The 15122-nt window shown below is 74.1% G+C and carries 5 protein-coding genes; 4 read left to right on the top strand and 1 reads right to left on the bottom strand.

What is annotated here, in order from left to right:
• Positions 1–20 precede the first annotated feature (20 nt).
• From ACH5AR_RS03245 to ACH5AR_RS03260, 4 genes are read left to right on the top strand one after another with little or no spacing between them, the layout of a single operon-like run.
• On the top strand, positions 21–9260 hold the full coding sequence (locus ACH5AR_RS03245; protein ID WP_396299669.1) for an amino acid adenylation domain-containing protein: 9240 nt from the start codon (positions 21–23) through the stop codon (positions 9258–9260).
• Positions 9247–10926, top strand: coding sequence for a phytoene desaturase family protein (locus ACH5AR_RS03250; protein ID WP_396299670.1), 1680 nt, complete (start codon positions 9247–9249; stop codon positions 10924–10926). The genes ACH5AR_RS03245 and ACH5AR_RS03250 overlap by 14 nt, the downstream gene beginning before the upstream one ends.
• A 29-nt stretch (positions 10927–10955) precedes the next feature.
• The gene (locus ACH5AR_RS03255; RefSeq protein WP_396299970.1) at positions 10956–12620 is read left to right on the top strand and encodes a phytoene desaturase family protein; all 1665 of its coding nucleotides are present in this window, start codon (positions 10956–10958) and stop codon (positions 12618–12620) included.
• Entirely contained in the window at positions 12617–13672 is a 1056-nt protein-coding gene (locus tag ACH5AR_RS03260) for a zinc-binding dehydrogenase (protein WP_396299671.1), read from the top strand. Before ACH5AR_RS03255 ends, ACH5AR_RS03260 begins: the two co-directional genes overlap by 4 nt.
• A 54-nt stretch (positions 13673–13726) precedes the next feature.
• On the opposite strand, the gene ACH5AR_RS03265 is transcribed toward ACH5AR_RS03260, so the two are convergent.
• A complete protein-coding gene (locus tag ACH5AR_RS03265; RefSeq protein ID WP_396299672.1) occupies positions 13727–15112 on the bottom strand; it encodes a hypothetical protein in 1386 nt (461 codons plus the stop codon).
• Between the last annotated feature and the right edge of the window lie 10 nt (positions 15113–15122).

The following is a 15122-nucleotide window of genomic DNA, read 5'->3' on the forward strand; positions in this document are numbered from 1 at the left end:
CGTCACCCCCGGAATGGATCATGACCTCCTCGCCCTTCGCCGTGCCCCGCGAACGCATCGCGATCACCGGTATCGGCTGCCGCCTACCGGGACACGCCAACGACCACCGCTCCTACTGGCGCAACCTGATCGAGGGCCGGGACTGTCTCACCGAGACGCCCGCCGACCGCTACGACACCGGCACCCTGGGCAGCAGGGACCGGGCCAAGCCGGGGCGGCTGATCGGCGGCCGGGGCGGCTACGTCGACGGCTTCGACACCTTCGACCCGGACTTCTTCGGGATCAGCCCGCGCGAGGCCGAGCACATGGACCCGCAGCAGCGCAAGCTCCTGGAGGTCAGCTGGGAGGCCCTGGAGGACGGCGGCCTGCGCCCCGGCGACCTGGCCGGCCGGGAGGTCGGCGTCTACATGGGGGCGTTCACCCTCGACTGGAAGATCCTCCAGTTCGCCGACCTGGGGTTCGACACCATCGCGGCGCACACCGCCACCGGCACCATGATGACGATGGTGTCCAACCGGATCTCGCACTGCTTCGACTTCCGCGGGCCCAGCGTCTCGATCGACACCGCGTGCAGCTCCTCGCTGGTCGCGGTCCACCTCGCCTGCCAGAGCCTGCTCCGCGGCGAGACCGAACTCGCCCTGGCGGGCGGCGCGTTGCTGCACATGGCGCCGCAGTACACGATCGCCGAGACGAAGGGCGGCTTCCTCTCCGCCGACGGCCGCTCGCGCGCCTTCGATGCCTCGGCCGACGGCTACGTCCGGGCCGAGGGCGTCGGCGTGGTGGTGCTCAAGCGGCTCTCCGACGCCCTGCGCGACGGGGACCCGGTGCACGCCGTGATCCTCGGCACCGGCGTCAACCAGGACGGCCGCACCAACGGCATCACCGTCCCCAGCGCGGACGCCCAGGTCACCCTGATCGAGCGGGTCTGCGCCGACGCCGGGGTGCTGCCCGGAAGCCTCCAGTACGTGGAGGCGCACGGCACCTCCACCCCGGTCGGTGACCCGATCGAGGCGGCCGCCCTCGGCCGGGTGCTCGGCATCGGCCGCCGCGCCGGCGACCGCTGCTACGTCGGCTCGGTCAAGACCAACATCGGCCACACCGAGGCGGCGGCCGGCGTCGCCGGGCTGATCAAGACCGCGCTCGCGATCAAGCACCGCCGGATCCCGCCGCACCTCAATCTGGAGCGGCCCAACCCCGGCATCGACCTGGACGCGCTGCCCTTCGAGATCCCGACCGCCCCGACGGACTGGCCCGAGCACCGGGGCCCGGCCCGGGCCGGCGTCAACTCCTTCGGCTTCGGCGGCACCAACGCCCACGTCCTGCTGGAGGAGCCGCCCCGGCCCGCGCCCGCCGCACCGGTGGCCGAGCCGGCCCGCACGGTGCTGCCGCTGAGCACCAAGGACGCCGCCGGGCTGCCCGAACTGGCCGCCGCCGTACGGCGGGAGCTCGCCGAGGGGACGTCCCTGGCCGACCTCGGCCACACCCTGGCGCACCGCCGCCAGCACCTGCCCGAGCGCCTCGGTGTGGTCTACTCCACCCGGGAGGACCTGGACGAGGCGCTGGCCGCGTACGAGCGCGGCGAGGAGCACCCGCGGGTGGTCCGGGGCCGCGCCCTGGAGCGCCGCCGGCGCCGGCTGGCCTGGGTGTTCACCGGCATGGGCCCGCAGTGGTGGGGGATGGGCCGGGGGCTGTACGCGGACGAGCCGGTCTACCGCGAGGCCGTGCAGGCCGTCGACCGGGAGATCCGCGCCCAGGCCGGCTGGTCGCTGCTGACCGAGCTGGAGCGCGACGAGGCGGACTCCCGGATGGCCGAGACCTGGCTGGCCCAGCCCGCCAACTTCGCCGTCCAGGTGGGCCTCTCGGCGCTCTGGCGCAGCCATGGCCTGCGCCCCGACGCGGTGGTCGGCCACAGCACCGGCGAGGTCGCCGCCTTCCACGAGGCCGGGGTGTACGACCTGGCCGACGCCGTGCGGGTGGTGCTCGCCCGCAGCCGCCTCCAGCAGCGCCTGGCCGGCACCGGCACCATGCTCGCCGTCGGCCTGCCGGAGGCCGAGGCCGAGCGCCGGATCCGCCCGTACCGCTCCCAGGTCTCGCTCGGCGCCGTCAACAGCCCCTCCGCGGTGACCCTGGCGGGGGACGCCGAGGCCCTCGGCGAGCTGGCCGAGGAGCTGAGCCGACAGGGTGTCTTCGCCCGGCTGCTGGACGTGGAAGTCCCCTACCACAGCGTGCGGATGGACCCGATCCGGGACGAGCTGGTGGCCTCCCTCGCCGCCATCAAGCCGCAGGAGGCGCGGCTGCCGCTCTACCTGACCGCCCGCGAGGGCCTCGCCCGCGGCCCCGAGCTGGACGGCGCGTACTGGTGGCAGAACGTGCGCAACCCGGTGCGGTTCCGGGCCGCCGTCGAGCGGATGGCCGAGGACGGGCACACGCTGTTCCTCGAACTCGGCCCGCACCCGGTGCTCGGCCATGCGATCCGCGAGTGCGCGGAGCGCACCCACACCCTGCCGTCGATCCGCCGGCAGCAGGACGAACCCGAGCGCTTCGCCCGCAGCCTCGCCGAACTGCACACCCTCGGCGTTGAGTTGAGCTGGGACGCGCTGCACCCGGGCGGCCGCCCGGTGCCGCTGCCGACCTACCCGTGGCGGCGCGACCGGTACTGGGTGGAGCCCAAGCCGGTCGAGCAGGTCCGGCTCGGACGGCTGGACCACCCGCTGCTCGGCCGCCGCACCGCGAGCGCCCAGCCCGGCTGGACCGGCGCGCTCGACCCGGAGCGGCTGCCCTACCTGGCCGACCACCGGATCGAGGGCCAGGTGGTCTTCCCGGCCGCCGGCTACCTGGAGATGGCCGCCCAGGCCGTCCGCACCCTGACCGGCGGCACCGAGGTGACGCTGGCCGAGGTCGAGCTCAACCGGGCGCTGTTCCTCTCCGAGGCCGAGCCCCCCGCCGTCCAGCTCGGCTACGCGCCGGAGGACGCCCGCTTCACCATCGCCTCCACCCCCGCCGGCGGCGAGCCGACCGTGCACGCGGGCGGCCGGGTCCGCACCGGCCAGCGCCGCTCCTACGGGCCCGCACTGGACGTGGACGCCCTGCGCGCCCGGGGCCGGCACCTCGACGGCCCGGACTGCTACCGGCAGCTCGCCGAGCGCGGCTACGACTACGGGCCCGCCTTCCGGACCATCGCCGAGGTGTGGACGGGCCCCGGCGAGGCGCTCGCCCGGCTCCGGCCGACGGAGGGGCTCGGCCCGGACGCGGCCGACCACCACCTGCACCCGGTGCTGCTGGACGGCTGCTTCCAGACCCTGCTCACCACCCGGCTGGAGCTGCCCGAGGGCGGCAGCGTCCGGCTCCCCGTCTCGATCGCCGAGGTCCGGCTCGACGCGATCGGCGACCGCCCGCTGTGGGTGCACGCCACCGTCACCCGGGACAGCGGCGAGGAGCTCGTCGGCGACCTCGCGCTCTACGCCGAGGACGGCACCCCGGTCGGCCGGGTCACCGGCTTCCGGGCCGCCGACGTCGCCCAGGCCCCGGCCTCCGTCGGCCTGGCCACCATCGACGGCTGGCTCACCGAGGTCGACTGGGTCGCCGCCGCCGAGCCGACCGCCGACGAGGCCCCGGGCGACCTCCTGGTCTTCTCCGACGAGGGCGGCCTCGGCGACCGGCTGGCGGCCCTGGCCGCCGAACGCGGCGCCCGCTGCCACCTCGTCCGGCCCGGCACCGAGTACCGGCACGACGGGCAGCGCACCACCGTACGGCCCGACTCCGCCGAGGACGTACGGCGGCTGCTCGCCGACCTCGACCCAGGCTTCGGCACCGTCGTCCACCTCTGGAACCTCGACCAGCCCGCCCTGGCCGCCACCACCGCCGACCGCCTCGGCCCGCTCGCGACCCTCGGCGCCTACTCCCTGATCGCCCTCGCCCAGGCCCTGCCCGCCGCCCGCCCGGACGGCCGGCTGCACATCGTCACCCGGGGCACCCAGCCCGCCGCCCCCGGCGACCGCGTCGAACCGCTCGGCGCCCCCGCCTGGGGCATCGGCCGGGTGCTGTGGCAGCAGGAGCTCGTCGCCCAGCGCGGCACCCTGATCGACCTCGACCCGGCCGTCGACGCCGCCGGGCAGGCCGAGGCGCTGCTCGCCGAGCTAGCCGCGCGGGACGAGCAGGAGATCGCCCTGCGGGCCGGCCGCCGGCTCACCAGCCGGCTGCGGCAGGCCGAGGGCCTCACCCGCCCGCTGCCCCCGGTGCTGCGCCCGGACGGCAGCTACCTCGTCACCGGCGCCTTCGGCGCCCTCGGCCGGCTGCTCTGCCGCACCCTCGTCCGGCGCGGCGCCCGGCGGCTGATCCTGGTCGGCCGCACCGCCCTGCCCGAGCGCGCCGCGTGGGCGTCCGCCGCCCCCGACACCCCCGTCGGCGAGCGGATCGCCTTCCTGCGCGAACTCCAGGCGCTCGGCGCCGAGCCGCTGCTCGCCCCGGTGGACGTCACCGACGAGGCCGCCCTCGCGGACTGGCTCGCCGACTACCGGCAGCGCCAACTCCCCCCGATCCGCGGAGTGTTCCACCTCGCCGGGCAGGTCAAGGACACCCTGCTGGCGCAGATGGACCGCCCGGCCTTCGACGCCTGCTACGCCCCCAAGGTCGTCGGCGGCCACCTGCTGCACCGGCTGCTGCGCGACGAACCGCTCGACCACTTCGTGCTGTTCGCCTCCGTCGCCTCGCTGCTCACCACCGCCGGGCAGACCAACTACGCGGCCGGCAACGCCTTCCTGGACGCGCTGGCCCACCACCGCCGGGCCGAGGGCCTGCCGGGGCTGAGCCTGGACTGGGGCCCGTGGGCCACCGGCATGATCGAGGAGCTGGGACTCGTCGCCCACTACCGCGACGCCCGCGGCATGAGCTCGCTGCCGCCGGACGCCGGAACGGCCGTCCTGGAGCGCGTCCTCGGCCAGGACCGCGCCCAGCTGCTGGTCGCCACCGTGGTCGACTGGCCGACCTTCCTCGCCTGGTACCCGGCGCCGCCGCCGCTGGTCGCGGACCTGGCGGCCAGCGCCGCCGAGCAGGCCCCGGTCGAGACCGGCGGCTTCCTGGACGCCTACCGCGCCGCGGACCCGTCCGCCCGCCGGGAGCTCGTCACCGAGCGGCTGACCGCAGCCGCCGCGGCCGTGCTGCGGATCGGCGCCGAGCGGATCGACGCCGAGACCAGGCTCGGCGCCCACGGCCTGGACTCGCTGCTCGCGATGGAGCTGCGCGCCCGGGTGCACGGCGAACTCGGCGTCGCCCTGCCGGTGGTGGCCCTGCTCGGCAACGGCACCGTCGGGGACCTGGTCGAGCTGCTCGTCGAGGGCCTGGCCGGGCGCCTCGCCGACGGCGGCCCGGCCGAGGCCGAGGTGGAGCTCTACACCGACGAGTCCCGCTTCCCGCTCACCCACAACCAGCAGGCGCTCTGGTTCCTGCGCCTGCTGCACCCGGACGGCTTCGCGTACAACATCGGCGGCGCCGTGGAGGTCCGCGCGGAGCTCGACCCGGAGCTGGTGTTCGACGCCTTCCGCTTCCTGGTCGCCCGGCACCCCGAGCTGCGCGCCGCCTTCACCGCCGAGGAGGGGCGCCCGGTCCAGCGCATCCGGGAGGAGGCCGAGGCCGACACCGGGCTGTTCGACGTCGAGGGCCGGCCGTGGGAGGAGATCCACGACCTGATCGTCCGCGAGTACCGGCGGCCGTACGACCTCGCCGAGGACCCGCTGGTACGGCTGCGGCTGTTCCGGCGCGGGCCGGACCGCTGGGTGCTGATGAAGGCCGTCCACCACATCGTCTCGGACGCCATCTCCACCTTCACCTTCATCGAGGAGCTGTTCGAGGTCTACGAGGCGCTCCGCCAGGGCCGCACCCCGGAGCTGCCCCCGGTGCCCGCCCGCTACCTGGACTTCCTCAACCGCCAGAACCGCTTCCTGGCCGGGCCCGAGGCCCGGCGGATGCTCGAGTACTGGCGCGGCCACCTGCCCGCCGAGATGCCGGTGCTGGCGCTGCCCACCGACAAGCCGCGGCCGCCCGTGCAGACCCACAACGGGGCCTCCGAGTTCTTCCGGCTCGACGCGGACCTCTCCGCGAGGGTCCACGAGCTGGCCCGCGCCCACGGCGCCACCCCGTTCATGGTGCTGCTCGGCGCCTACTACCTGCTGCTGCACCGCTGGTCCGGCCAGCCGGACATCGTGGTCGGCAGCCCCGTCACCGGCCGCACCGAGGAGGAGTTCGCCTCCGTCTACGGCTACTTCGTCAACCCGCTGCCGCTGCACGTGAGCCTGGCCGGCGAGCCGACCGTCGCCGAGCTGCTGACCCGGGTGCGGGAGAGCGTGCTCGGCGGGCTGGACAACCAGGAGTACCCCTTCCCGCTGCTGGTCGAGCAGCTGGGGCTGCAGCACGACCCGAGCCGCTCCGCGGTCTTCCAGGCGATGTTCATCCTGCTCACCCACAAGGTCGCCGTGGAGCGCTTCGGCTACCGGCTGGAGTACATCGAACTCCCGGAGGAGGAAGGGCAGTTCGACCTGACGCTGTCCGCCTACGAGGACCGCGCGGACGGCTGCTTCCACTGCGTCTTCAAGTACAACTCCGACCTCTTCGAGCCGGCCACCGTCCGGCGGCTGGCCGCGCACTACCGCAACCTGCTGGACGCCATGACCCGCGCCGCCGAGGGCGAGCCGGTCGGACGGCTGCGGATGCTGGACGGGGCCGAACGGCGGGAGATCCTCACCGCCTTCAGCGGCGCCGAGCGGCGGATCGAGCACGGCACCACGGTGCCGGAGCTGATCGCCAAGGCCGCCGCCGAGCGGCCGGAGGCCGTCGCGGTGGTCGCGCCCGGCCGGGACGGCGCCCGCCGCACGACCTACCGCGAACTGGACCGCCAGGCCCGCAACGCGGCCGTACGGCTGCGCGAACTCGGCGTCGGCGAGGGCTCGGTGGTCGCGGTCTGCCTGGAGAAGTCGCCCGAGCTGATCAGCACCCTGCTGGCGATCTGGCGGGCCGGTGCCGCCTACCTGCCGCTCGATCCCGGGCACCCGGCCGACCGGCTCGCCCACCAGGTGGCGGACGCCGGAGCGGCCCTGGTGGTGGTCGACCAGCGGCGCCCGCTGCCGGCCGACCTGCCCGCCGAGCCGGTCACCCTGGAGGAGCTGGACCGGCCCGCCGGGGACGCGGTGGAGCTGCCGCCCGCCGACCCGGACCGCGCCGCCTACCTGATCCACACCTCGGGCTCCACCGGCCGCCCGAAGGGCGTCCGGGTCGACCACCGCAACCTGGCCGCCGTCACGGCCGGTTGGCGCGCCGAGTACCGGCTGGACACCGAGGTCCGGGTGCACCTCCAGATGGCCGGCACCGCCTTCGACGTCTTCTCCGGGGACCTCGCCCGGGCGCTCAGCACCGGCGGCACCCTCGTCCTGGTCGACCGCGAGCTGCTCTTCGACACCGCCCGGCTCTACCGGGTGATGCGCGAGGAGGCCGTGGACGGCGGCGAGTTCGTCCCGGCGGTGGCCCGCGCCCTGCTGGCCCACTGCGAGCGCGAGGGCCTGACGCTGGACTTCCTGCGGCTGCTGGTCGTCGGCTCCGACTCCTGGAAGGCCGCCGAGCACCAGCGGGTGCGCGCCCTGTGCGGCCCCCGCACCCGGCTGGTCAACTCCTACGGGCTGACCGAGGCCAGCGTCGACAGCACCTACTTCGAGGGCACCACCGACCCCCGGGAGCCCGGCCGGATGGTGCCGATCGGCCGGCCGTTCCCGAACAGCGCGGTGTACGTCCTGGACCCGTACGGCGAGCCCGTCCCGGTGGGCGTGCCCGGCGAGCTGTGGATCGGCGGCGCGGGCGTCGCGGCCGGCTACCCCAACGACCCGGAGCAGACCGCCCGGCGCTTCGTCACCGTGGACCTCGACGGAACGCCCGAGCGGCTCTACCGCACCGGGGACCTCGGCCACTGGGACGCCCGGGGCACCCTGCACCTGCTCGGCCGGATCGACAACCAGGTCAAGGTCCGCGGCCACCGGATCGAACTCGGCGAGATCGAGGCGCACCTCACCGCCCGCCCGGAGCTCGCCCAGGCCTGCGTGGCGGTCCGCCAGGACGCCCGGGGCGAGGCCGTCCTCGCCGCCTACGTGGTGCCCGCCGAGGGGACCTCGCTGGACCGCCGGGAGCTGCGCCGCCACCTGGCCGAGCACCTGCCCACCGTGATGATCCCCTCCTACCTCACCGAACTGCCCGCCCTGCCCCTCACCCCGAACGGCAAGGTGGACGTCGCAGCCCTGCCCGAGCCGAAGGCCGACACCTCCGGTGCCCAGCACGAACCGCCCGTCACGCTCTACGAGACGAGGGTCGCCGAGCACTGGCGGAACCTGCTCGGCCTGGACGAAGTCGGCCTCCAGCACGACTTCTTCGAACTCGGCGGCAGCTCGATCAGGCTCATCGAGCTGATCCACCACCTCCAGCGCGAGTTCAACATCAGCATCCCGGTCGGGCTGCTGTTCAAGGTCACCACCCTGCACGGGATGGCCCGCACCGTCGAGCAGATCATCACCGGGGAGGTGGCCGGCGGCGAGTCACACCTCTGGTTCAACGCCGAGGCACCCGCGGACCGCACGGTGTTCTGCTTCCCGCCCGCCGGCGGCCACGGCCTGGTCTACCGGCAGCTCGCCGCGCACCTGCCGGAGCACCGGATCGCGTCCTTCAACTACCTGACCGGCGACGACAAGACCGTCCGGTACGCGGACCTGGTGGAGGAGCTGCACGCCCCCGGGCCGTACGTCCTGCTCGGCTACTCGCTCGGCGGCAACCTCGCCTTCGAGGTGGCCAAGGAGCTGGAGCGGCGCGGCCGCACGGTGGCCTCGGTGCTGATGCTGGACGCCTACCGGGTCACCGAGGCCTTCGACCTCGGCGAGGAGCACCTGGCCGTCTTCGAGCGCGAACTCCACGAGCACCTGCACCGGCACACCGGCTCGCGGATCGTTGCCCGGGAGACCCTCGAACAGGCCCGGGACTACCTGGAGTTCAGCAGCCGGACGCCCAACACCGGCACGCTGAAGGCCCAGGTGGACGTGGTCTGCGAACGCGAGCGGCTCTCCGTCCACGTGGGCGGCGAGCCCGGGTCCTGGCACGGCGCCTCCAGCGCCGGAACCGCGGTGTACGTCGGGCACGGCACCCACGCCGAGATGCTCGACGGGGAGTTCGCCGCCCGCAACGCCGAACTGGCGGGCGCCATCCTGGCCGGAGGCACCGCCGATGGCCGCGGCTGACCGGGGGCCGGACTGGACCACCAGGGAGCGGGCCGCCGACGGCCCGCCCCGGGTGATCGTGATCGGGGCCGGCCTGGCCGGCCTCGCCACCGGCTGCTACGCGCAGATGAGCGGCCTGGAGACCAGGATCTTCGAGAAGCACGTGCTGCCCGGCGGCTGTTGCACCGCGTGGTCCCGGCACGGCTACCTGTTCGACTACTGCATCGACTGGCTGATCGGCACCGCCGAGGGCACCGGGGCGCACCAGGTCTGGAGCGAACTCGGAGCCCTGGACGGCAAGTCGGTGACCCGCTTCGACACCTTCAACCGGGTGGTCGACGAGCACGGCCGGGCCGTCACCTTCTACGGCGACCCGGACCGGCTGGAGGCCCACCTGCTGTCCATCGCGCCCGGCGACGCCAAGCCGATCCGGGCCTTCTGCCGGGACCTGCGCCGCTACGTCGCGATCGAACTGCCCTGGGACCTCACCCCGCCGCCGCTGCGCACCACGGCCGAACGGCTGCGCACCCTGCGCACCGTACTGCCCGCCTTCCGGCTGTTCTGGCGCACCGCGACGACCCCGATGAGCGGCTTCGCCGAGCGCTTCCAGGACCCGCTGCTGCGGCGGGCCTTCCCCAACATGTTCCTCCAGGAGCCGGAGGGCTTCCCGCTGCTGCCGTACCTCTACACCCTGGCCGCCGCCCACAACGGCAACGCCGGCTTCCCGCAGGGCGGTTCGCTGGGGCTGGCCCGCTCGGTGGAGGAGCGCTACACCTCGCTCGGCGGGACGATCGGATACCGCTGCCGGGTGGCGCGCGTGCTGATCGAGGACGGGCGCGCGATCGGGGTGGAGCTCAAGGACGGCTCACGGCACTTCGCCGACCACGTGGTGGCCGCCTGCGACGGCCCGACGGTGCTCGACCGGCTGCTGGACGGGCGCTACTCCAGCCCCGCGACCGAGAAGCTGTACGGCGAACTGCTGGACAAGCCGGGCAACCTGTACCCGGCGGTGGTCTCCGCCTTCGTCGGCATCGACGGCCCGCTGCCCGAGGGCGAGCCGCACAGCACCACCTACCTGCTGGCCCCCGAGGACAGCGGGCGGCTGCCCGGCTCGCTCCAGCGCAGCCTGGTCGTCCAGCTGCGGTCCTCCTACGCGGACGGCTTCGCGCCGGCCGGCAAGTCGGTGCTGCACTGCACCTACTTCAGCGACTACCGGTTCTGGAAGGACCTGCGCACCGGAGACCGCCGCGCCTACCGGGCGCGCAAGCAGGAGGTCGCCGCGTTCGTCCGGGAGTTCCTGGAGCGGACCTACCCCGGGCTCGGCCGGCGGATCGAACTCGTGGACGTCGCCTCCCCGGTGACCACCGAGCGGTTCACCGGCAACACCTACGGCAGCATCCTCGCCTGGCAGGCCTTCTCCGAGGCCGAGGACGCCGCCAACCGGCTGGTCAACCGGGACCGGATGCGGCTGCCCGGCCTGAGCGGCTTCTCCATGGCGGGCCAGTGGACGGCGCTCGGCGGGCTGATCCGGGCCGCCACCAGCGGGCGGTTCGCCGCCCAGTACCTCTGCCAGGAGCTCGGCCGGCCGTTCCGGGCCTGGCCCAGCGACAACCGGGAACCCTGGCACGCGGGCAAGTGGGGCCGCCTGCCGCAACTCGACCGTGCCACCGTAGGAGTGCCGGAGTGAACGGGACGACCACCAGCGGCCGGCAGACCATGGTCATCATCGGCGGCGGGCTCGGCGGGCTGTCCACCGGCTGCTACGCGCAGATGAACGGCTACCGCACCCGGATCCTGGAGATGCACGAGATCCCCGGCGGCTGCTGCACCGGCTGGGACCGCGGCGAGTTCACCTTCGACTGCTGCGTCAGCTGGCTGCTGGGCAGCGGGCCGGGCAACGAGATGCACCAGATCTGGCTCGAACTCGGGGCGCTGCAGGGCAAGCGGATGCGCAACTTCGACGTCTTCAACGTGGTGCGCACCCGGGACGGCGGGGCGGTCTACTTCTACTCCGACCCGGACCGGCTGGAGGCCCACCTGCTGGAGCTGGCCCCGGAGGACGCCCGGCAGATCCGGCAGTTCTGCGCCGGGCTGCGCAAGTTCCGCCTCGCGCTGGCCCGTTACCCCTTCCTCAAGCCGGTCGGGCTGATGGGCCGGTGGGAACGGATGCGGATGCTGGCGTCCTTCCTGCCGTACTTCAACGTGATCCGGCGCTCGATCACCGTGCTGATGAGCGACTACTCGGCGCGGTTCCGGAGCCCGCTGCTGCGCGAGGCGTTCAACTTCATCCTGTACGAGAAGCACCCCAACTTCCCGGTGCTGCCCAACTACTTCCAACTGGCCTGCCACGCCGGGCAGTCCGCCGGAGTGCCGGAGGGCGGCTCGCTCGGGCTGGCGCAGTCGATCGAGCGGCGCTACCGCGGGCTGGGCGGCGAGATCACGTACAACAGCAAAGTCACCGAGGTCCTGGTCGAGGGCGACCGGGCGGTGGGCGTGCGGCTGAGCGACGGCCAGGAGGTGCGGGCCGACATCGTGGTGGCCGCCTGCGACGGCCGGACCACCATGATGGACCTGCTCAAGGGCCGCTACCTGAGCGACACCTACCGTCGGCTGTACACCCAGACCATCACCGAGCCGGGCATGGTCTTCCCCGGCTACGTGACCGTCTTCCTCGGGCTGCGCCGGCCCTTCCCGGCCGGGGACCCGTGCACCACCTACCTGCTGGAGGACGAGGTCGCCGCGCGGCTGACCGGCATCCGGCACCCGAGCATCAACGTCCAGTTCCGCAGCCGCCACTACCCGGAGCTGTCGCCCGCCGACACCACCGTGGTGTACGCCAGCTACTTCTGCGACATCGGGCCCTGGCGGGAGCTGAGCACCGGGCCGGAGCAGGAGCCCCGGACCCGTCGCGGCCAGGAACTGCACACCCTGCCGGTCGGCCGGGGGCGGGAGTACCAGCGGGAGAAGCGCCGGGTGCGGGACGCCATCGTGGACTTCCTGGACGGCCACCACCCCGGGCTGCGGGCGGCGGTCTCCGTCAAGGACGTCTCCACCCCGCTCACCCAGGTCCGCTACACCGGCAACTACGACGGGACGGTGCTCGGCTGGCAGCCTTTCGTGGAGAGCGGCGAGACGCTGGAGGAGGAGATCAAGCGCAACGGCCCGGGGCTGCCCGGCCTGGCGAACTTCTACCTCTCCGGGGTCTGGGCCACCACCGGCGGCCTGATCCGGGCCGCGGCGGCCGGCCGGCACGTCGTCCAGTTCATCTGCCGGGACGACGGCAGGCCCTTCACCGCGGAGGTGGACGACAGTGCACCGCCGCCCACCCTGCTCATCGAACCGGTAGGCCCCACCGCCCGGCAGTTTGGAGTCACGTCGTGAGGATCGAGAAGTGGGTCGTCCAGGAGCACGCGGACGGCGTGCCGGACGTCGAACGCGTGTACCGGAAGGTTGTGGAGGACCTCGACGTCCGGCTCGCACCGGACGAGATGCTGCTGCGCACCCGGTACGTCTCCGTCGACCCGTACCTCCAGGGCATCGCGCTGGACACCCCGATCGGGGACCACATGGGCGCGGACTCCGTCATGGAGGTGCTGGAGGCCGGGCCCGCCGCGCGCTTCGCGCCCGGCGACCTGGTGCAGGGCTTCGGCGGCTGGCGCACCCACCTGGTCAGCAACGGCGAGCCCCGGCTCTGGCAGACCGGGACCTTCCCGATGGTCTTCCCGGCCTTCCGCCGGCTCGACCCGGCCGACTACGACGAGGCCCTGCCGCTGTCCACCGCGCTGGGCATCCTGGGCGGGCCCGGGATGACGGCCTGGGGGACGGTCGACAAGTTCCTCGACGTGCGCCCGGGGGCCACCGTGCTGGTCAGCGGGGCCTCCGGGGCGGTCGGCTCGCTGGTGGGGCAGCTGGCCAGGCACCGGGGCGCCCGGGTGATCGGCACCACGGCGACGCCGGAGAAGGCGGAGCGGCTGCGGGAGCTGGGCTTCGAGGGGGTGCTGCTCTACCGCGACGGCGACGAGCCGGAGCGGCTGGAGAGGGAGCTGGCCGAGCTCGCGCCGGACGGCGTCGACCGCTACTTCGACAGCCTCGGCGGGGCGCTCACCGACGTGGTCTTCGGGATGCTCGCGGTGGAGAGCAGGGTGGCCGTCTGCTGGCAGTGGGGGAGCCAGGTCGGCGGGGACTGGACGGGGCCGCGGCTGCTGCCGTTGGTCATGTTCCCGCGGGCCACGATCCGCGGCATCTTCTCGCTGGAGTGGTTCACCGAGGAGAACTGGGCCGCGCTGCACCGGGACCTCGGGGCCCTGGTCCGCAGCGGGCAGGTGACGTACCAGCAGACCGTGCACCGCGGCTTCGACAGCATCCCGGCGGCCTACCGGGGCCTCTACCTGGACCGTGCGGCCAGCCGCGGGAAGGTGCTGGTCGAGCTCTGACCGGGAGGCGGGGGCCGGGGCCCTCCGGCGGTGTGCCGAAGGGCCCCGGCGCGCTCAGTTCAGGGTGAACCAGGTGCTGCGGGACTTCTTCCACTCGGGGTGGGTGAGGTCCTTGGCGGCGGTGCCGTCGCCGTAGAGGTCGGCGGAGCCGTCGTCGGTGATGAGCTGGGCGCGGGCACCGGGAGCGTCCAGGTCCGGGACGTCCGGGACGGCCTCCCAGGCGCCGTAGTCGCCGGTCGGCAGGTCGATCAGCTTGGTCGGCGCGGAGCCGGGCTGACCGTTCCAGCGGTACAGCGCGTACGGGGCGGAGTTGTCCTCGGCGGCCCAGGAGCCGGCCACGATGAGGTACTGGCCCAGGCCGTTGCGGCGGATGTCGCGGACGGACAGCCCGCCGAGGTCCAGCTCGATCGGGTCGCCGAAGGTCGCGTGGGCGGCCGAGCCGTTCAGCAGCGACGCGAAGTTGGTGACCGGGACGAGCAGCGCCCGGCCGCCGGTGACGGCCGGGGTGAGCGGCGCCCGGAAGCCGACGTAGGCGGTGCTGGTGCTCCCGGGCGCGAACTCCAGGCCCTCCACGTTGAACCCGTCGACCTGCTTGGGGGCCTGGCCGTCGGCGGCGCCGGCCGCGAAGCCGTAGCGCTTGCCGTGGGCGTCGTCCCAGCCGATCAGGTCGTCGCGCAGGCCGTGGTACTGGCCGGCCAGGGTCAGCCGGGTGTCGGCGCCCGAGCCGGTGACGGTGGTGGCGAAGACGGTGTGCCGGTCGGGCTTGACCACGCCGTCCTTGTTGTTGCCGAGCGAGCCGGTCCAGTAGATGGTGTCGCCGACCCGGGTCGCGGCCTCGATGTCGATCTCCTTGGAGACGCCGAGGGCCGAGCTGAAGTCCCAGGTGCGGATGGGCGCACCGGAGTTGGAGCGGTCGTACAGGCGCAGGGTGTTGGACTCGTCGTCGCCGACCACGAGGTAGCCGCCGCCCGCGTCCACGGCCGCCGAGGCGTCGCTGGAGCCGGTCAGGTAGCGGCTGGCGGCGGAGGACTGGACGGCGGGGGAGGCGGCGTAGTGCAGGGTGCGGGTGGCGGACTTGCCGCCGAGGCCGGTGACCTTGACGGTGAGGTCGGCGTAGCCCACGCCCCGGGCGGCGACCGCCAGGGTGCGGGTGGTGCCGGTGCCGCTCACCGTGACGTCGCCGGTGCGGGCCACGGCGCTGCGGGTGGTGGCGGAGGCGGCGACGGTCAGGTCCGCGGCCGGGGCGCCGGACTGGGCGACCGTCACGGTCACGGTCGGGTCGCCGGTGGCGCCGACCGCGCCGGACAGGTACCCGGCCGAGAAGGTGATCGTCGGGGTGCCGTAGCCGGCCGCCCCGGCCGGGAGGGCCGGCAGGGCGAGCACGGGCACCGCCGCGACGGCGACGGCGAGCGGCAGCAGGCGACGGAGCGAACGCGACACGGTGGCTACC

It is taken from the genome of Kitasatospora sp. NPDC018619 (assembly GCF_044391605.1).
Taxonomy (GTDB): Bacteria; Actinomycetota; Actinomycetes; order Streptomycetales; family Streptomycetaceae; genus Kitasatospora.

What these genes read in the sequence shown, in the direction of transcription:
- ACH5AR_RS03255 (WP_396299970.1), top strand. Translation starts at nt 10,956, where the DNA reads ATGGTCATCATCGGCGGCGGGCTCGGCGGGCTGTCCACCGGCTGCTAC.
- ACH5AR_RS03250 (WP_396299670.1), top strand. Translation starts at nt 9,247, where the DNA reads ATGGCCGCGGCTGACCGGGGGCCGGACTGGACCACCAGGGAGCGGGCC.
- ACH5AR_RS03245 (WP_396299669.1), top strand. Translation starts at nt 21, where the DNA reads ATGACCTCCTCGCCCTTCGCCGTGCCCCGCGAACGCATCGCGATCACC.